This is a genomic window from Elusimicrobium minutum Pei191 (assembly GCF_000020145.1).
In the GTDB taxonomy this organism is placed as follows: Bacteria; Elusimicrobiota; Elusimicrobia; order Elusimicrobiales; family Elusimicrobiaceae; genus Elusimicrobium; species Elusimicrobium minutum.
In genome coordinates this window covers 1,042,423-1,061,465 of sequence record NC_010644.1, presented here as the reverse complement: position 1 = coordinate 1,061,465, position 19,043 = coordinate 1,042,423, and the positions used below count along the sequence as shown (strand labels likewise).

Genomic DNA, 19,043 nt, shown 5'->3' with positions numbered 1-19,043 from the left:
AGGTGGGTAGATGAAAATAGAACGTAGAAGTTTATTGCAAAATAGCTTTGGCTTGTTAGGCGTATGTCTTATGAAAGATTTATGTGCAGCATGGGTTGTGGATGATCGCATAACGGTACTTAAATTTGCCGATGGACATTACTCTTTTAAGGACCACTCTACCGGAAACGAACCGTCAGAGAAACTTAAGACGGAAATTTTACAAAATATTGAGGTTAAAAATGAAAAAGAAAACAGGCACTAAAGAATGGAGCAGCCACTCTGTAAATAGCCAAATAGGCTGTATACACGGGTGCATATATTGCTATGCGACGCGCATAGCTAAGCGCTTTAAACTACACCCTACGGGGAAGTATACCGAAGAATACACCAAGGAACCTAAAATCTGTAGGTACAAGGGCGTTATTATGTACCCAACAACGCACGATATACACGAAAAAAATTACCGCCATTGTTTTAAGATAATACAAGACCTTTTAGACAGGGGCAACAGGGTTTTAGTGGTTAGCAAGATGTCATTAAGAGTGGCACGGGAATTTACAAGGCATATAAAATCTGATGAACTTATAGAAGTAAGAATAACTATAACTTCACAGGTGGAAGCGACAAGCGCACATTTTGAGCCGAACGCGCCAAGCTATGAAAGCCGTTTAAGAGCCTTGGAACATTTGCATAGATGTGGCTTTAAAACATCCGTAAGCATAGAACCGTTTTTAACCGAGCCGGGCTTGATTGTCAAAGCTGTAGAGCCTTTTTGTACAGGCGATATTTGGGTAGGGTGTTTAAATGGCTTTAAGCTTGACTATAAAAACGAGCCGGAACAGCGCCTAACGTGGCTTTTATATAAGCGGCTGTCATATATTTACAACCGCCTAAAAGATAACCCCAAAATAAAGTTTAAAGAAAGCTTTATGCGAAGAATTAAATGACTGCAAATTGTGCGGTAATTGACTTTGTAGGGGGCTTCTAACTATGGCTATGAGTAAAGAGGAACAAGCAGAGTTAAAGGCTGCCAAAGAAGCAGCAAACGCCGCCCAAACAGGAAGCAGAGGAGGCGGTATGAAAGAGAAAATATGCCATGACGAAAATGTTTGTACGGGTATGTGTATAAGGCCCCAGTGCAACTGCCGCCTTAAAGATAAAAACCTAAAGCCTTGCCCATTTTGCGGCGAAAGGGCTGTTATAAAAAGGACAGATAGATACCCCCGGCGCGGTGAATTTGAGGGGCAAAGGATTGACGGTTATAGCGTTGTTTGCGGCAACATGAACTGCATTATTTTTAATGCAGATGATAAATACAAATACACCAAACAAGAGGCCATAAAAGCCTGGAACAGGAGGGCAAAATAATGTCGGAAAATAAAAAATATGTGCCGTTTTTAAAAATTAGTAATAGTGGGAAAATAATAAACTTTCCTAAAACCCTAACTCTTGAAGAGATTGTTGAGAAGATAAAAAAAGCGTCAAATTTTGGCCGCTGCTAACAGCCCCAAAACAGCGTTTATAAAAAAGACTTGACTTTTTGGGGACAATATGCTTTAATATTTATATGCGATGAGACTTAGGCAGAAATGCCTTGAGGTTTTGTCGTATTTTTTTATTTAACACCTCTTACATATTAGCCCCCGGTCGACCTTGAGCATAGGTTGGTCGGGGGCTTTTTATGTCTAAAAATGCAGACTTAAATAATATGGACATGTCCACTAAAGCGATTCAAAATCGCAAGCGTCATGCCTTTATCGCCAACTTCCGCCACGCCATCTACACAGCGGCACAAAAATCAATAATCAGTTTCTTCAGCACGGTTTTCTTTTTATTGTTCTTCAAAACTTTAACCCTTATCAAGGTTAGTTTTGGGAACGCTTTTTTATATCCACTCTTTTGGTGGATGTTTTGGTTTATAGTCCGTTGTGTTTTTGCTTACAGGATGGAAAAGAAAAGGAGTAAACATGCAGATATTAAAAATATCGCTTAATAAGATTACTCCCTACATCAATAATGCTAAGGAGCATCCTCAGAGCCAAATAGACCAGATAAAAGCAAGTATTCTGGAGTTTGGCTTCAATGATCCTATTGCCATTGACGAGAACTTTGTAATCATTGAAGGCCACGGCAGATATGAGGCATTAAAACAACTTGGTCATAAAGAAGTTGAAGTTATCCAACTCTCCCACCTTTCAAAAGTTCAAAAGAAACAATATATTTTGGCGCATAATAAAATTGCTTTAAATACCGGGTTTGATATTGAGAAGTTAAAACTAGAAACAGCAGCCATTATTGAACTTGGCGGCAAACTGGACATTCTAGGCTTTACCGATATTGATGAAGTTCAGATGCCGGAAACAATCGTATTAGAAGAAAACATAGATGATTTACCCAGCATAGACAATGCTCCTGCTGTCACTAAGACCGGGAATGTTTGGCTTTTGGGTAAGCACAGATTATTATGTGGTGACAGCACAAAAAAAGAAAGTTTTGACGCAATCTCCGCCAAAGAAGCTGATTTTATATTTACAGACCCTCCTTATGGGATAGATATAGCCAAGAGTGGCGCAATAGGGAGTAGCGGTAAAAAGTATAAGCCGATAATCGGAGATAATGACACCGCCACAGCAAGAGCATTTTATGAGTTGGCAAAAGAACTAAACCTCAAAGATATGTTGATTTGGGGTGCAAACTATTTTGCAGACTTTCTCCCAGTAAGCAGAAGATGGCTTGTATGGAATAAAAGGGGCGAAATGGATTCTAACAACTTTGCTGATGGAGAGATAGCTTGGGTACGAAGTGATGGCAACCTGCGTATATTCAGCCATGTGTGGAGTGGTTATACAAGAGAAGGCAGCCATAAAGAAGAATTAAAGACACGCATCCACCCAACACAAAAGCCTGTCGGCGTATGCATAGATATCTTTAAAGAACTAGAACCCTTTGAAGTTGTCTTTGACGCTTTTATGGGTAGTGGCAGTACCTTAATAGCTTGTGAGAAGATGAAGAAGGTTTGCCTGGGCATAGAGATTGATCCTAAATATTGCGACCTGATTATTGAACGCTGGCAGAACTATACCGGAGAAAAGGCCGTACTGAAGAACACAGGAAAGACTTATGAAGAAGAAAAAAAAGACAGCAAAAAAGGGAACTAGAAGGGTAGGTCGCCCCAGTTTGCTTGATGATGAAGCCTCTGTCCGACAATTGGAGTACGCATTTTCTATAGGTTGCAATGCAGTTCAGGCATGTGTTTTCGCCAAAGTTTCAAGAGACTCTTTTTATTTGGCTCTTAAAAAAGACAGGGAGTTCTCGGACAGAATTGACAAATTGAAGCAAAATCCCGTCTTAAAAGCAAAGCAAACGGTATTTAATGATTTGGGAAACCCACAGACTGCCCGGTGGTATTTAGAGAAAAAGGCAGCAGATGAATTTGGGAATAGGCAGTCATTGACTGTTGATGCAACTGTTGAAAGTAAGAATGTTCTTGATGAAGAGACGATACTTAAAATTATGGCTGAGAAGAAAGCAAAGATGAAAAATGAAAAAAAATCTGCAAAAGGAAGTGCAAAGTGATTTCTATACATTCTATCGGTATGTAGCTAAAGGGCATACCGGATGGTGGCTTAGAGAGTTGTGCGATTTTTTGCAGTATGAAGTCTATTTCAGATTTTTAAAAAAAGAGTTGCCGATTTCAACCATAGAAGCACCAGTACAGCATGGCAAGAGCAGGGTTTTAAGGCATTTTCTTTGTTGGTTGATAGGGTTACATCCTGAGCTGAGATTTAACTTCTACACCGCAGCAGAAGATTTAAGGGATGAGACAAAGATTGATGTCGATATTATTTTGGAGTCGCCAGAATACATGGCGATATTTGGACAGAGAAAGTCCAGCACTTTGAAAGATACATCTGAAACATTTCAGATATACAACCCGGAAGGGCCAAACGGCAAGGTCAATTTTAGACTTATGGGGGCAGGCAATATAGGCCACCCTTCGCATATCTCTCTTATTGACGATCCTTACAGAAATAAAGAGGACGCACTTTCTAAGACCATGAGAGACAAGATTGCCAGCAGGTTCAGGGCAGATATTATTACCAGAAGGCAGGAACGCTCAATGGTAGTGGTATTGCACAGCCGATGGCATGAGAGCGACCTTATAGGCTGGATAACAAAGAACATAAGCAAAGATGAGCTTATTTCATTTTCTTATCCGGCAATTATGCCAAACGGAGAGGCCCTATTCCCTGAATTAAGGAGCCTTGCTTTCTTAAATAAGCAAAGGGGCATATTAACACCGGGGGAGTTCGCTTCCCTTTACCAGCAAAGTCCTATTGTTGAGGGCGGTAATAAGTTTAAGGCTGAAATGTTTGAGTTTGTTGATGAGTTGCCGGAAACCTTTGACTATACATTCTCCACATCGGACACCTCTTATAAAAAGGGGCAGGAGAACGATTATACGGTTTGTGCTAACTGGGGCGTGTATAAGGATGACTTATATTTAACCAGCATATTCCGTGAGCGTATAGAAGCTAAAGAGGCAGACGGCAGATTAAGGCCGATTATTAAACAGCACTCTGTCTGGGGATATAGGAAGGCTTGGATTGAACCTAAAGGGCATGGCATATTTTTAAACCAGACCTTCAGCGATGACAAAGAATTAATGATGCCGGACGAAGCTGAATTAAAAGAGTTCTTTAAAGACAGAAGCGTAGATAAGGTGGAAAGGGCAAATAATGCAACCGCCTCCCTATCAAATAGAAAGGTCAAGATATACTCAAGAATACATTGTAAGGACGAGATTTTAATTGAGGCTTTATCTTTTCCAAACGGAGACCATGATGACTTTGTGGATACGCTTATAGACGCAATAAAAATTTTAGTTAGTTCTTCTAGCGGTCGTGCAGTTGCAACAGCCATACCAATTAGAAGGAATAGGGAAGAATAAATGAAAATAGGACCATTTGAAATAAATTTTAAAAAGGGCAATAAGAATGAGGCTATCATTACATCTCATTCTACTGCTTCCGGTACAGACAGCCCTAAGTATGGCAACTCTAATGAACCTTTGACAATTCTCAGAGGTTCTGCTGGCGTTAATGTTTATGAAAGAATGAGAAAGGGCGACACCACTATTAAAAGCATCCTATCCTGCATCTCCAGCCCTATTCAGGGTGCTACTTGGAATATAAGAAGCCAGTCAGAAGAAAGGGTTGATATGGACCGTGCAGCCTTAATGTATAAATACTTCTGGGAAGAGGCGGATACCACTTTTTATAAATTACTTTCTACTTTCTTAACTATGCTTCCTTTTGGCTTTGCTGTGTTTGAGAAGGTATGGAAGATGGTAGAGATTGACGGACAGCAAATTCAGGTTATAGACCTGCAGTTCAGACCACAAGTAACCATCGCTGATATTGACCTTGAAAAAAGACAAATCAAACAATCTGTAAAGGGTAAAGAATACTTTATTCCCTTTGAAGATTTAATTTTCTTTGTGTTTGACCAGGAAGGCGAAGATTACTGGGGCAACAGCCTGCTCAGACCCAGCTATGAAGTCCATAAGATTAAAAGAAATCAGCTCAGGAATTGGGATAGTGCCGGAAACAAAGCCAATACTGGTATTTTCCATTTTAAAGTTGATGAAAAGAGCGCTGATCCTAAAAGCCAAGATTATAAGAATTTAGAAGCTATATCAGTAGCTGTCGCAGAAGATAAATCAGTAGGAATGATAACCTCAAACAAAGTAGACCTCAATGTCATCTATCCTCAGGCAAATGTCGCTTTTTATAAAGAGACTGTTTTCTCTATGGACGCACAAATGCGTGATAGCGTACTTGCCAATTTTCTCTCTTTAGGCTCTACTGGAACAGGCTCTTATTCTGTAGGCGAAACACAGTATAAAATGTTCATGCGTTCCGAGCAGGCCGTGGTTAACTACATAGAAGAGGTCTTTAATAAAGAGATTTTAAAGGCTATCTGCCTTGTTAACTGGGGGCCTATGGATTATTATCCGGAACTCATCTGTAATAACTTTAACAGAGATGAGATTTTGGCTAACCTTGATAAGATTAACCAGTTTATCGTTAACGGAACCATCAGCACGACCCCTCAGGACGAGCAAGATATCCGCTATAAGCTGGGCATGAGAGAACTTACCGATGAAGAAATGAACGAGAATATTGAGAAGCAGAAAAAAAATCCTCCGCCTACTCCTCCTGTGCCTCCATCCGAACCGCCTGCAGAGCCTGAGCTGGAAGATGATGAAGAAAGGGAATTTCCCCCGGCTGTAAAGAATTTAAAGAACGCTAAGACTGATGAATGGGTTGAAGGCGTTAATATGTATGTCAATGACCTCACACGCTTTATGAGAGGACAGCTTTTAGTTTTAAGTGAGAAAATAGTTTATAAAACACGCCGCCATCTTGAGACAAAAGGGGCTAATGGTATTGCAGATATGCTGGATAACATCAGCTATGCCGAGTATCAATCTCTCCTTAAACGCAAAATAGGCTGGCTCTGCAGTCAGGGTTGGTTCTGGGCAGAAGAATATACCAAAGCTAACGGTGTGCAGTCCAAGCATAAGCAATACAGCAAAGATAAAGGCATACCGGAAGAGGAATGGAAGGATATACCTATACCTCTCAGAGCCTTTGTTTCTAATACCGCTAATGTGCTATCAGAAAACCAATATAAAAAACTTAAATCTTCTGTTGTGTATGCAGTAACTAATAACGCTAACAGCGGACTCTCTATTGATAACATCATAGCCAAAGTAGGACTGGCCCTTGACGATTATACAGAAGGAAATGCGATAGAACTTGATGCCGATATGACGGTTGTTCAAGCTGTCAATACCTCTGAAAGCGCCTATTACAAAGACTCTCTTAATGACGGAGATATCGCTTATTTTGTCTACGTCTTAGGCAACGCACATGAGCATACCGATTATTGTTTAACATTGGACGGCAGGGCATTTACTCCTTTTGGTACTGAGTATGGAATGATATTTCCGCCTAAGCACTTTGGATGCACCGCCCACTTGGTTCCTGTGTTCTGGTATCCGGGCATAGTAATGCCTGATGATATTGATAATTTATCTGGCGTGGATTTAAACTTTCAGCAATTTTAGGAGATTTATGTATAGCTTAACATACACAAAAAATGGCCTTAGAATTACAGAGAACTTTCCTTGCAAAAGGAAATGCAAGACACATCTTGATTTTGCTTTAACCAGTCCTCTTTGTTCTGACATAAAAGCCTATAAAGAGGGTAAAGAAATAAGCATAGAGGAGATAAGAAATGTATAGAGAGATTTATATAACAGCGGATATAAGCAAAGAAACCGCAACTGATATTGTGGCTCAGATTAAAGCGATGTCTGAGGGTATAGGAGCAAATCAGCCTATTAAAATGTATGTCAATTGCTTTGGCGGTTCCGCTACAGCAATGTTTACCATTTTAGACGCTATGGCGACCTGCCCGTGTGAGATTATTACAGTTAACCTCGGAGAAGCTGATAGTGCTGCCGCCCTGATATTTAGTGCTGGGAGCAAACGCTTTATTACCGAGAATTCAAGGGTAATGATACACGAAGTTAGATTAAGCACCCTTTATAGTGCGGAGCCTTTATCACAAATTGAAGCGGAACTCAAAGAATTCCAAATCCTTAACGATAACATGTTTAAGGCTCTTGCAAAGAACACAGGCAAAAAACCGGAAGAGATTAAAGCCGATGTATTTGGCAAAGATTTGTACTTATCGGCGGAGGAAGCCATTGAATATGGCCTTGCCGATGCTATTCTAACAACTGAAATAAAAGAAAAATACAGCTTAAAAAAAGTGGACTTAGAAACTGTCAGAGGCAGTAAGACCACAAAGGAGAAAAGAATGATAACTAAGGAAGAAGCAATCAAGGCTTTAAAGAACGACTTTGATATGGATGTCGTGGCTATTAAAGCAGATAACGAGGCTAAAACAGCCGAATTAACATCCTTAAAAGCCGAAAAGGAACAACTTACAGCCTCTAACACAGAGCTCACTACGAAAGTTGAAACCCTTGAAGCTGAAAAGGTGGCGGAAGCGGCAAAAGTAGTAAACGCCAAGAAAGAAGCCGCATTTGATAAAGCGGCTGGCGAAGGCCGTATTCCTTTAGCGGTAAAAGAGGAAACTCTTAAAGCGTTTAAAGGTCTTGAGGATCTTGAAGGCTACCTTGCCAAATTGCCTGTTGTGTTAAGCAATAAAGCAAAAGGCAGTAGCGAACCTGGTGCTGTTGTTGAATTAACAGAAACGGAAAAAGCAACCGCAAAGAAAATGGGCGTATCTGAAGAAGATTTCAAAAAAACAAAAGCCGCCCAGCAAACCAAATAAGGAGATAAAAGACTATGGCTTTAACAGACAATCTTATTGATAACGGCAGAAAATCAGGCGAATTAGTTTGCCATACTGCCGGGGCAGAGATTTTTCTCGGCGCATTACTGTGCCATGACGGCGCAGGCGCAGTAGTTCCTGCCGCGACCGGGTTAGTTTTTGCTGGTATAGCTGACGGCTATGCCAAAGAAGGCGAACCTGTCAAGGTATGGAAAACAGGGGTCTTTGAAAGACCTTCTACTGCCGCCATCGCGGTTTCTAACATTGGCACACCCGTCGCCTTTGATAGCGATGACAAAGTAAAGGCAACTACTGGGGGTACCGACGCTTGCGGTATCTTAGAAGATGTCAAAGACACCACAAACGCTATCCGCATTGACGGCTATGCGAAATAAGGAGAACCAATAATATGGCTATTACACAAGAACAATTAGACGCGCTTAATATAGCGGCGCAGGGCAAATTCCAGCAGGCCATTGAGAAGTATGACATGGGATTTTTGGGCCAGTTGGCATTGAGCGTTACATCCACTCACGCCAGCGAAACCTATACTGGCTTAAACCAGTTGCCGGATTTAGACAAGTTTATCGATGAGGTTAAATACACTCAGATACTTGGTAAATCCCACATGATTGAAAACGAGGAGTTTGCCGGGGGCGTAACCATTCAGAGCAAGGACGTGGAGGACGATAACCTCGGTTTATTCCCTTCTCGTATCTCTGATTTGGGTACGGTTGCTGCAAACAAACCTCTCAGGCAGGTTATCAAGATGTTAGAAAACGGCAATAACTCTTCAATGGGTATTGCTTATGACGGTTCTAACTTCTTTGCTACCGACCACAAAGACGGCAAAGCCTCTTACTCCAACCTCTTAACAGGCTCCGGCACAACCGCCAGCCAGTTTGAGGCGGACTTCACAAAGGCTGTCGCCGCTCTTAAGAGACTGCCCAATGATGCAGGTAATCCCTTCTATGGCGATTTATCTGTATCCGCCGCCAATCTTTTAGTTGTCGTACCTACTGAACTTGAAATTGTGGCTCAGAAGGTTTTGACAACTACATTTGGGGCAAATGGTGCGGATAACGTGCTTAAGAACAGAGCTCAGATTGCATCCCCTGCCTTATTGACTGATCCGAATGACTGGTATTTAGTTTTTACTGGTTCTTCTATGAAACCTATCATCCATCAGAACAGAAAGGCTCCTGAAATAGTATTGCCTACACTCAATGACGAAAGCTATAAAAAGCATCTAAAATTAGAGTACATGGCCAATACTCGTTTTGGTACTGGCTGGGCATTCCCTCAGTTAGCTCTCAAAATTGTTAACGGTTAGACAAATCTGGGGCGGTTCACGCCGCCCCAATTTAGGATAGGAGATTTATATGGAAATTATAGTTACTGCAAAGATAAACAAACGCTCTATTGAAGGGCATGTTTTCACAAGGCAGGAAAAAGAGGTTGACGCTGATCAGAAACTTTTAAAAATCTTAACTTCAGATCCTTATTTAATGGTTAAGGCCAAAGTTAATAAAGAAGATATTGTCAGCGTTGAAGAAGTCAACGAAGTTCCGGCGGATGCCAGCGTTGTTGAAAGCGTAGAAATCACGGAACCAGAAGAAACTACTGCAGAGGAAACAATTGCCCCGGCTGAAACTACGGAAGATACCCATGCGGCCGAGCCTGTGTCTGGCCTTGCACTTTTAGAAGAGAAGTATGCAAACCTTAAAGACAAAAGATCTGCTAAGGCGAAAGACCTCAAAAAACAAATTGAAGTTTTGAAAGAACAGGCAGGTAAATAATATGGCATATTGCACAGTTTCCGATGTTCAGGCTTTCTTCCAAAATTACCAGTTTGGAGCGGATGAGCCTGTATCTTCAGTTAAGGTTAACAGCCTTATGGAAGAGTGGACCGCGCGTATAGATTCTGTGCTTAGAATGCGTTATGTTTTACCAATTACAGAAGCCTCGGATTTAAGTTTACTCAAGCAAATATGCTCAAAGTATGTTGCCGGGGATATAGATGGAATAATGAATGACGGCAAAAGTTCTTATATGCAAAAACCTGAAGCAAGAAACAGGGATTTGAAAGACGAAGCTAACACATTACTTGAAGAACTGCGTATGGGTCAAATATCATTAATAACTCCGAGGCTTCCCATAACAAAATTAACTGTAGGAGGCAAAAGGCATGGCTGTAAGGGTTGTTTATAGCATAGACAGCAACAGCAAGAAAGTCCTTGAAAGAATGGGCGATATTGCTGTCAAAAGCTGGAAGAGCGTCCTTTTGCAGTTCGGCTACCAATTTAGAGCCGGGATGAGTGCTATTTTTGCCAATAAAGCCGGACGTGTAAACAGTAATATGGTTGACGGCCCTGTTTGGAGGCCTCTTAATGCTAAATATCAGGCCATCAAATCTAAGATAGTGCCTCTTGCAGGTACTCTTGTTTGGAATGGGAAGTTAAGAAAAAGTTTCACAGATACTGGCGACGGAAATAATATCAACCTCATCAAAGATACTGAAGCCGAGTTTGGTTCCAGCAATCCGCTTGCCCGGTATCATCAGGACGGACATAGCAAAGGATGGTATCCTGCTCGTCCTATAGTTTTTGAAAGTCCTAAGCGTAATGAAGAGTTTGTCCTTATCCTGATCAACTATTTCAATGCAATGTTCAAAGCTAAGGGCCTTAATATGAGGGTTAGATAAATGAATCCAAGACCAAAGAATATAGGCGATGTGCTAGCTATAGTCAGAGACGATATTATCAAGCCTAAACTCAACTGTGAAATACAAAGAATTAACAGCAGATACGGAGACAGAATAGTCCTTCCGGAAGTAACTGAAAAGGCTGTTAAATTAAATCTTTTAGAAGTATCAAACATTACCCCTTTTGTTTGTATTGAAGCCAACGGCATTGAACCTAGAAGCAATAAAGGGCAGGTGGCTAAAGTGTTTAACCTCAATGTATTTTTAGGTCTTATGCCTATAAACAAAGCCGGAGATGATGACACTATAGCCTGTTATAGATATGAGGAAGCAATAACAAACACCTTCAAGAATTATGATTGTGCATTGTTTGACTTGAAGTATGAAAACAGCGAAATAGGTGCTATGCAAAGAGGCAATCACGTTGTTTACGGAATACTCTGCAGGTTCTCCTGCAGCATTGTTTAATAAGGAGATAGATATATGACAAAAGTGAGCAAAGAAGATATAAATGCGGCTGTGTCCGCAAAGAAAGCAGAGTCTGTAAAAGCAGATTTCAACGATAAGAAACCGGAAGAAACAAAATTCAATGTTGATGTTCAACCTCTCAAAGGTAAAATCATTGATTTGTCCGGCAAAAAACTAAAAAGCAATTTTACAGTTGTTAGAAACGGTCAGGCAATTACTTTTAAGAAGGGGATGCCTTTTGACGATATCCCTAACGAGTATAAAGTCGGCCCAAACAAAATACTGTTCAAAGAATCACACTTTGAATAGACGGAGAAAAACATGAGCAGAAAAATACAAAACATATATGGTGGGGAAGCCGTGATTTTCTATGACCGTAACACTAAAGAAATTATGATGATTCTTGATGTCATCGCAGGTGGCGGTCTTGAAAGAACAGTTGAATCCACACCTCTAAATGGTGGAAGCTATCAAGGGGCTGTTAAGTTGGAATACGGTATCCCGGAGAACTCCTTTACAGTTACAGCCCGGCAAATTGCCAAAGGCATGTTTGTTACCTACGAAAACACTCCTGCCAAAGAACACGCACCTGAAGCAAATGGCTATGTCGGGGCAGTCAAAAGCATTTCCGGCACAGTAACTGGCTACACAGCTTCCATCATTACAGGTAAAGAATCCAATCTTCCATTTGGCAACGCTTTAGTCAGGATCGTCTCTGACGGTTCAAGCGGCGTTAATGCCCAAGTGGTAGTAATGGGCTCTTTAGCACAAGGTCCTACTGGATGGCTTGAAGAGAATGGTCAAGTAATTGCCGAACTTCCTGCAACTGCTGAAGGCACTATTCAGGTTGAGAATATCGGGCTTGAATTTACACTCGGCACAGATGTTTCTGCAGGGAATGTGGCTTCTTTCGAAGTAAGGCCTCCTAACAATGGCGGCTACAGCGTGAGTGTCGGTAAAAACGGCGTAGGCAGAGAAGTTGGCATCATGGTAGTATTCCCCAGACAGTCAGACGGCTCCATGTTCGTACTGGATATGCCTCGCTGTTCTGTAGGCGGCTTGCCGCTTGCATGGGATGAAAGGGCATGGGCAGAGTTAGAACTTGCAGCAACGCCTTTAATAGACCAATGCACCGGAGAAGTCTATAACCTTAAGACTTTATACCCTGCGCAGTCTTGCTAAACAAATAAAAAGGGGATGGTTTAACATCCCATCCCCTTAATTTAGAAGTACCAAATTTTTCAGTTTAAAATAGTGTGGTTTTTGGCGTTGTTATCAAACTTGTTTTCATTATCCAACACGAAGGATATGAGTTTATAACAAAGCACAATAGGGATCGTAATCAAAGGAATTATGATCGCCAGTAATACAAGAGTAAAAAGTATGTTTGTCATACTTATAGTTTACAAATTTTTAAGCAAAAATCAAGGTTGGATAGGAGCCTTTATGTCAGGAAAAGACGCATTGCAAATAAAAAATTTTAAAGGAGAAGTTATAGAACAACATACCTTTGACAGTATTTTTAACAAAACAAAAGTAAAAATAGACGGCAAATATAAAGAACTTAACTTCTCTGTATTTGCAGAAATGTGGCTACAAAATGAAGGCATCAGGGTTGGGAATATAGTACCCAATATAGCAAACAAGTCTATTGAAACATGCCTTAAATTGGTCTTTGCCGGACTCCCTCCGGAAGAGTATCGAGATAAGATGTCCTTTGTGGAATTTAGAAAGCATCTTGAAAGTAATGAGGAAGGAAAAAAAGAAGCCGGGGATATCATTGAACGTACCGATTATATAATCGCATGTTTTCTTAAACACTTGATGGCTGTAACTGAAAAGGTAGAAGTTGAAAAAATTATGAAGATGTCCGATGAAGAGGTAAAAAAAAACTCCTTGAAAACGTCAACTTCATCGCAGTCAATTTAGGTTGGGATTATAACAAGATAGGCAACTTAACCAGACTGGAAATAGATCAGCTTATTTCAGGAATACAGAAAGAACATGCCAAGCATTCAATGCATAGGCTGACAACAATGAGCGCAGTAGCTAATGCCGGTACCAGAACAAAAGAAGGTATTGGAATGGCAAAAAAGACTTTAGATAAACAAAAAGCAGAACTAACAAAAACGATTAATTCATGAGGTTTAAATGGCAGGAGATAACGAAGTTAAAATTAGGGCATCAATAGATGATGATTACTCTGGAAAAGCAGAGAAAATAAGTGATGCTACTAAAGATGTTACCAAAGCACTTGAACAGGTAGAAAAGCCTGCTCAAGGTGCTGGCGACGCTTTATCTAAGTTGTCAGAAGAGAGTAATAGCCTTTCTGGAGACATAGACTCTGTTAAACTAGCTTCATTAGATGCCGCTGACGCTGAAATGACATTAACAAATGCTACCGGAGAAGTTGTTGATAGCACGAAAGAAGCCTCTAAGAGTCAAGAAGAATTAGCGGATAAAACAAAAGAAAGTAAAAAAGAAACTGGCTTATTGGATAAGGCATTTAAACAATTAAACCCAACAATGATAGCCAGTAATCTTGCGGCCGGATTAATAACAAAAGCTGTTAATATGGCTACAAATGCCATAAAAGATTTAGGCAAGTTTGTTGTAGATAGTGTTTATGCTTTTGCTGAAAGCGAAATGGGGTTAAATCGTTTAGAAGCATCTCTCCGCAATGTTCACATAACCTCGCCTTATGTAATCGAAGATTATAAAAATTTTGCATCCCAGATGCAGAAAACAGTCGGCGTATCTGATGACCTCATATTAAAACAACTTACCCTTGCAACGAACTTCGGGCTTTATGGAGATAAGGCCAAACAAGCTACTGAAGCCGCCTACGCGCTTAGTATTGGCTTAGATCAGGATCTAAATACCGCCATGATGACAGTTTTGAAGGCTTCTGAGGGTAATACCGCCGGGCTCAACAAACTGGGCCTTAAATATGAGAAAACAGGCGATCAGGCAAAAGACTTTGAAAATATCCTCGGCGCGATAAACTCTCGCTTCGGTCAGTTATCCGGCGCGAACATGGATAACCAGATAACAAAGACCAATGTTCTTAAGGAAACATGGGGAGATTTTTCAAAGGCAATAGGCAAAGCCTTTGAACCGTTGGCAAAATTTTTTACAAATTTTCTTATCTCTTCTGTGGAATGGCTGACGGATTCTTTTGTTTTTCTAACAGACAATACAAACATTCTTTCTGAAAGTTTCGTGAAGGGTTTTATGTATGCCGAGTTAGCAGTATTGAAATTGAAAGCCGGCATATACTCTACAATGGTTGGTTTTCAAGAGTTTGGAAATAAAATAGGACTGGTTTCTGATGCCGCACTTCAGGGGGCAAAAGATATTCTTGATAGCACTATTAAAGATGAGAATGCAAAAAAAGAGCAGATAAGACTTTACGAGGAAATGACATCTGTTCTCGATAGCCAAAGAGATAGTATCAATGCTAATACAGAAGCAAATAAAAAGCTAGGACAAGAGCAGGTCAAAGCGGCTGAAGAGGCATATAAAGCTGATAAGGATCGTATCGCAAAAGAAGAAGAACTCCGCAAGCAAGCCGAGCAGGCGGAAAAAGACAGAATAAAACGCATGAATGATTTTATCGTTAATGCGCGTGAAGAACGCTTTAAGCGAATTAGCGAAATAGTAGCTCTGGAAACTGCTGAAGAACAAGCTGAACTTATTGTTCGTCAACAAAAAGCCTATGATGCTCAACTGACTGCTATTGATACAGAACTCTCTTTATTAGATGGTAAAAATCAGGCCGAACTTGAAAAAATAAGAGAGTTGGAAGAACAAAAAAGAGTTATTAGAGAAGAATTTGATGCCTATAATGCCAGCATAGATGCTCTGCAGGAAGAACAAAAGATAATAGCGAGTGATGCTGATATTGCAAGAGCAAAGCACGTCGCTGAATTAAAAGCGCATTATGCCAGCGCAACATATCAGGCACAAATACAAACTCTCTCAAATTTAGCGACTTTCCAAAACGCCAAAACAAAAGAATTGGCGGCTGTAGGAAAAGCGGCGGCGATCGCGCAGGCTTATATGGACACATATAGGGCTGCAAACTTAGCAATAGCAACAGTCCCTCCACCTTGGGGATACGCGCTGGCGGCAAGCAGTACCGCTTTGGGGTTAGCGAATGTGGCTCAAATATCAGGTGTTCAGCTTGCAGTCGGTACTGGCTATGTTCCTCACGATATGGATGCCAGAATACACGAGGGCGAAATAGTAACGCCTGCGCCGTTCTCTGCCAGTTTAAGAAGTGGCGAACTGGCTATGGTCAACCCTTCTGCGCTTGCAGGATCAAGCGGTGGCGGCGGAGATATCAACGTGTATCTGACAGTGGAAGGTGATGTCATCGGAGATACATCAGAAAACCTTATAACAGGCATACATGATGGGATGAATGAAATGATAGCGCAGGGCAGGCTTACGCCAATAGCGACCGGGGAGGCTATATGAGCGAGTGTATCTTTAGCGGCATTAAATTTTTTGGCAGGAATAATGCGAATTTATATTTCGGGGGAACTGCTACTGCATCATCTGCTTCGGATGACGCGGCAGAGGCATGTAATGGGGATTTTAATACTGGCTGGCAAAGTGAAGGCGAAGGCACAGATGGAACTCAGGTTTTTTGGGAGAGGAATTTCCCAGATGGGATGTCTGGCGACACCATATATCTAGCAAATCACAACATAGCAGATATTCAGCTTAGTTTGAATGGCGCAGCGGCGATACCTCCTTCTAAAACGGTCCGCGCTGATGACAATGCTTATAGTCTTTTTTCTTTTCCATATAGGGAGGATATAACGGATATAAAAATCACAGGCAGTAAAACCTTTGTAGTAAACAATGAGAAGCAAATCGGCGAAGTTTTATTGCTTGAAACAGTGGGACAGTTTGAGGAACCGCAGGAGCTTACTCCCACGCGCAACAGAGGCACGGAAGATTTAAAACTGCAGAACGAAAAGAGCTTTGTATATAACGGCGGCGAAGCGTGGTCATTTACTCTTGATATTTTTTCTTTATCACAGATAGATATAGACTTGCTTGAACTTATACAAAGAATTGGAACAGAAATGTATATATGGCCCTGCGGCGGTAATGAGAATCAGTTTTTATTAAAGCGCAGGCCGAACAGATTTCAAGATTTAATCAAGGTCTCTATAGTTGGAAATAGTAACCCACGCTTTAAAGAGAATAATTATAACAGCGGATTAAGAGACAGCATAAAATTTAAAGAGGTCGAGTAATGCCAACAAATAAAGAAATCTATCTCAGGGACAGTGTAATCGGGCTGAAAAAGAAATTTTCAATTCAGCGGCGTTTGGCTGTGCCTGTGGATGATGGGATTGAGCTGTTGGTTAACAGGGATTTCTCTACTACCGATAACTGGATAGCGCAATCTGGCATAAGCATTTTAACCTCTCAAAATAGGGCTGTATGGACTAGCGGCAATAATAACTCTTTATCTCAGGCATGCAATATTATTAAAAGCACTTGGTATCGCGTAGAGTTTGATGTTTTGGAATATCAGCAGGGAGATATAGATGTATTTGCAGGAAATGAAGGACGCAGAGTACGCGCGGAAGCATATCAGGGGCATATTTCTCTTGATTTATACAGTAATGGGGATAGTATTCTCTATATCTATGGGCGCGATAATTTTAGAGGCTCAATAAGTAATATCAGTTTAAAAAAACTCGTTTTCTATGAGGAAAACTGGCTTGATGTAACGAAATATACTTTTAAAGATAGCCTAAGCAGCGTTAGCGATAGCATTGATACAAAATCATGGGAATTTGGCGAGGTTAAACAATCTAACGCCTCTCTTAAATTTTTAAATCTTCATGGCGAATTTTCTGATGAGGATAATGAAGAAAGCATATTTCATGGATACCAAAGGCATAACAGCAAAGTAAAAATAGAGGTTTTATTTGAAGGGGGCAGTTCAGACGTGCTCTTTAATGGGCTACTTGATGATAGAAGTGCAAAGACAAAGGTAAAAGGCACTCAGGCTATCATAGAAAATATTACAGCCTTCTCATATTCTAAGACGTTGAGCGATATAACCATTTCAGAACTGGGTACTATTGGCGGCGCGACCGTTAATGAACTTGTTTATAACATTATGACGCGTGGTTTCTTCACAGATTTATTTACAGTTGATTTTGCGAATATTAAAGCCGGGTACAATGCCGAAGTAGATTATACGGTTTATGAACAAGGTGCAAAAGTATCCGAAGTGTTAAAAGACCTTGCCAAAGGGCATAGTATATTCGGGGTTGATACAGATAATAACTTTTATTTTAAACCAGTTGAGCCTACTGAAGAAGTCATGATTGAGCTTGGTAATTATCCAGAGAGAAAAATACAAGTTACTGACTACGAAAGCGGAAGCAATAGGGTTATAGAAAACTTTTACTGGGAAGAAAGCACGGAAAAGTTTGAATTAGCCGTCCCGAAATATAAAACAAATAAACAGATTAAAGTATCTGGAATAACAAACAGCGCATACAGGCAAGGGCTTTTAAATTATTTGGGCGTTAAATTTAGCAAAAAACTTTTTGCCTTTTCTGTAGATATTCCTCTTTGTCCTTTTATAAAACTGCTTGACCGCGTAAAAGTGCAACAAATAGGCGCGGTTAATGATAATACTTTTATTCTTAACATTTCAAAATTGGATATAGGTAGACTTGAACTTCCAATAGGGGCAATTCGCGCATCTTTTGATAACGATTTTGTTGTGTATGATTTTAAGCATTCCGGCAATAAAACCAGCTTAATAGTCATTGAGTACGACCCGGAAAACTATAGCAGGCTCCTTTTAAATCTCGTCTCTGTCTGGGAGTTTCAAGGCAATGGTGACGATAGGCTTCGCCAGAATAGCGGCAGTCCTATAAATATGGTCTATGAAAATATGCCTTCTGTCTTTGATTTGGGTAGCTTATGTGGCGTCTTTGATGGGACTTCTAGTTATATAAACGTACCTTATTCAACTTCTTTGTCCCCGGCTGGTAAAGAAATCAGTATTGAAGCATGGATATATAAGAGCGTGGCAGCTCCTATTGCTGAAAAAATAGCATCCAAAACACAAAATGGAGGTTATGGCTTATTTGCAAGTACAAGCGGACGTGTCGGCGCGCAGGTTTATACAAACGGCGCGTATAACACGGTTTACAGCCATAATAATGCCCTTACGCTTAATGCCTGGCATCAAGTTGTTATGGTATATAACGGCTTTGATATTACACTCTATCTTGACGGCGTTGTCGTTGGTTCTATTTATGCAGCTGGGAAGATGACATATTCAGTAGAGAATAACTTAATTATAGGTGCTGAAGCCAGTGCTGCGGACACTCCTGAAGCAACAGGTTTCTTTAATGGCAAAATAGCAAGTATAAAATTTTGGAATAGAGAGCTTTCTCCCAGAGAAATACGAATGCTTTATAACAATGGCATGGGGCTTTCTTACAGGTCAATTTTAGGAGTTTAA

General features: G+C 40.6%; 24 protein-coding genes. 23 read left to right on the top strand and 1 reads right to left on the bottom strand.

The genetic code is table 11. The features are described 5' to 3' along the window. Positions 1-10: 10 nt before the first annotated feature. The 19 genes from EMIN_RS04945 to EMIN_RS04865 all read left to right on the top strand — a co-directional run bounded on the left by EMIN_RS04945 (position 11) and on the right by EMIN_RS04865 (position 12,709). Positions 11-244, top strand: coding sequence for a hypothetical protein (locus tag EMIN_RS04945; protein WP_012415131.1), 234 nt, complete (start codon positions 11-13; stop codon positions 242-244). Beyond that, positions 222-929 (top strand): radical SAM protein, encoded by a 708-nt coding sequence (locus tag EMIN_RS04940; RefSeq protein ID WP_012415130.1) that lies wholly within the window; start codon positions 222-224, stop codon positions 927-929. The genes EMIN_RS04945 and EMIN_RS04940 overlap by 23 nt, the downstream gene beginning before the upstream one ends. Before the next feature lie 43 nt (positions 930-972). Next, entirely contained in the window at positions 973-1,350 is a 378-nt protein-coding gene (locus tag EMIN_RS04935; protein WP_012415129.1) for a Lar family restriction alleviation protein, read from the top strand. Then, on the top strand, positions 1,350-1,484 hold the full coding sequence (locus EMIN_RS09490) for a hypothetical protein (protein ID WP_012415128.1): 135 nt from the start codon (positions 1,350-1,352) through the stop codon (positions 1,482-1,484). The genes EMIN_RS04935 and EMIN_RS09490 overlap by 1 nt, the downstream gene beginning before the upstream one ends. Positions 1,485-1,663: 179 nt before the next feature. After that, positions 1,664-1,975 (top strand): hypothetical protein, encoded by a 312-nt coding sequence (locus tag EMIN_RS04930; RefSeq protein ID WP_041691266.1) that lies wholly within the window; start codon positions 1,664-1,666, stop codon positions 1,973-1,975. After that, positions 1,950-3,140 (top strand): site-specific DNA-methyltransferase, encoded by a 1,191-nt coding sequence (locus tag EMIN_RS04925; RefSeq protein WP_012415127.1) that lies wholly within the window; start codon positions 1,950-1,952, stop codon positions 3,138-3,140. The genes EMIN_RS04930 and EMIN_RS04925 overlap by 26 nt, the downstream gene beginning before the upstream one ends. Continuing rightward, positions 3,103-3,558, top strand: coding sequence for a hypothetical protein (locus tag EMIN_RS04920; protein ID WP_012415126.1), 456 nt, complete (start codon positions 3,103-3,105; stop codon positions 3,556-3,558). Before EMIN_RS04925 ends, EMIN_RS04920 begins: the two co-directional genes overlap by 38 nt. Further along, a complete protein-coding gene (locus EMIN_RS04915; RefSeq protein ID WP_012415125.1) occupies positions 3,524-4,933 on the top strand; it encodes a terminase large subunit domain-containing protein in 1,410 nt (469 codons plus the stop codon). The genes EMIN_RS04920 and EMIN_RS04915 overlap by 35 nt, the downstream gene beginning before the upstream one ends. Further along, on the top strand, positions 4,934-7,117 hold the full coding sequence (locus EMIN_RS04910; protein WP_012415124.1) for a phage portal protein family protein: 2,184 nt from the start codon (positions 4,934-4,936) through the stop codon (positions 7,115-7,117). A gap of 7 nt (positions 7,118-7,124) precedes the next feature. Continuing rightward, the gene (locus EMIN_RS08910; RefSeq protein ID WP_012415123.1) at positions 7,125-7,295 is read left to right on the top strand and encodes a hypothetical protein; all 171 of its coding nucleotides are present in this window, start codon (positions 7,125-7,127) and stop codon (positions 7,293-7,295) included. Beyond that, a complete protein-coding gene (locus EMIN_RS04905) occupies positions 7,288-8,355 on the top strand; it encodes an ATP-dependent Clp protease proteolytic subunit (RefSeq protein WP_012415122.1) in 1,068 nt (355 codons plus the stop codon). Before EMIN_RS08910 ends, EMIN_RS04905 begins: the two co-directional genes overlap by 8 nt. A 14-nt stretch (positions 8,356-8,369) precedes the next feature. Then, on the top strand, positions 8,370-8,750 hold the full coding sequence (locus EMIN_RS04900) for a DUF2190 family protein (protein ID WP_012415121.1): 381 nt from the start codon (positions 8,370-8,372) through the stop codon (positions 8,748-8,750). A gap of 14 nt (positions 8,751-8,764) precedes the next feature. Continuing rightward, the gene (locus EMIN_RS04895) at positions 8,765-9,688 is read left to right on the top strand and encodes a Mu-like prophage major head subunit gpT family protein (RefSeq protein ID WP_012415120.1); all 924 of its coding nucleotides are present in this window, start codon (positions 8,765-8,767) and stop codon (positions 9,686-9,688) included. Positions 9,689-9,737: 49 nt separating this feature from the next. Then, positions 9,738-10,154: a hypothetical protein gene (locus EMIN_RS04890; protein WP_012415119.1), complete on the top strand. Its 417-nt coding sequence runs from the start codon at positions 9,738-9,740 to the stop codon at positions 10,152-10,154. Between the two features lies 1 nt (position 10,155). Then, the gene (locus EMIN_RS04885; RefSeq protein ID WP_012415118.1) at positions 10,156-10,566 is read left to right on the top strand and encodes a phage protein Gp36 family protein; all 411 of its coding nucleotides are present in this window, start codon (positions 10,156-10,158) and stop codon (positions 10,564-10,566) included. Then, positions 10,544-11,059, top strand: coding sequence for a phage virion morphogenesis protein (locus tag EMIN_RS04880; protein WP_012415117.1), 516 nt, complete (start codon positions 10,544-10,546; stop codon positions 11,057-11,059). Before EMIN_RS04885 ends, EMIN_RS04880 begins: the two co-directional genes overlap by 23 nt. After that, entirely contained in the window at positions 11,060-11,527 is a 468-nt protein-coding gene (locus EMIN_RS04875; protein ID WP_012415116.1) for a hypothetical protein, read from the top strand. A gap of 15 nt (positions 11,528-11,542) precedes the next feature. Continuing rightward, entirely contained in the window at positions 11,543-11,836 is a 294-nt protein-coding gene (locus EMIN_RS04870) for a hypothetical protein (protein ID WP_012415115.1), read from the top strand. Between the two features lie 12 nt (positions 11,837-11,848). Next, positions 11,849-12,709, top strand: a complete 861-nt coding sequence (locus tag EMIN_RS04865; protein WP_012415114.1) for a hypothetical protein — start codon at positions 11,849-11,851, stop codon at positions 12,707-12,709. 59 nt (positions 12,710-12,768) lie between these two features. On the opposite strand, the gene EMIN_RS08905 is transcribed toward EMIN_RS04865, so the two are convergent. After that, positions 12,769-12,921 carry a hypothetical protein gene (locus tag EMIN_RS08905; protein ID WP_187146151.1) on the bottom strand — a complete coding sequence of 51 codons (153 nt, stop codon included), beginning with the start codon at positions 12,919-12,921 and terminating at the stop codon, positions 12,769-12,771. Positions 12,922-12,973: 52 nt separating this feature from the next. On the opposite strand from EMIN_RS08905, the gene EMIN_RS04860 reads away from it, so the two are divergent. The 4 genes from EMIN_RS04860 (at position 12,974) to EMIN_RS04845 (ending at position 19,043) form a co-directional block, all read left to right on the top strand. Next, positions 12,974-13,456: a hypothetical protein gene (locus tag EMIN_RS04860; protein WP_012415113.1), complete on the top strand. Its 483-nt coding sequence runs from the start codon at positions 12,974-12,976 to the stop codon at positions 13,454-13,456. A gap of 222 nt (positions 13,457-13,678) precedes the next feature. Further along, the gene (locus tag EMIN_RS04855; RefSeq protein WP_012415111.1) at positions 13,679-16,009 is read left to right on the top strand and encodes a coiled-coil domain-containing protein; all 2,331 of its coding nucleotides are present in this window, start codon (positions 13,679-13,681) and stop codon (positions 16,007-16,009) included. After that, positions 16,006-16,800, top strand: coding sequence for a hypothetical protein (locus EMIN_RS04850; RefSeq protein WP_012415110.1), 795 nt, complete (start codon positions 16,006-16,008; stop codon positions 16,798-16,800). Before EMIN_RS04855 ends, EMIN_RS04850 begins: the two co-directional genes overlap by 4 nt. Beyond that, a complete protein-coding gene (locus EMIN_RS04845) occupies positions 16,800-19,043 on the top strand; it encodes a LamG domain-containing protein (RefSeq protein WP_012415109.1) in 2,244 nt (747 codons plus the stop codon). The genes EMIN_RS04850 and EMIN_RS04845 overlap by 1 nt, the downstream gene beginning before the upstream one ends.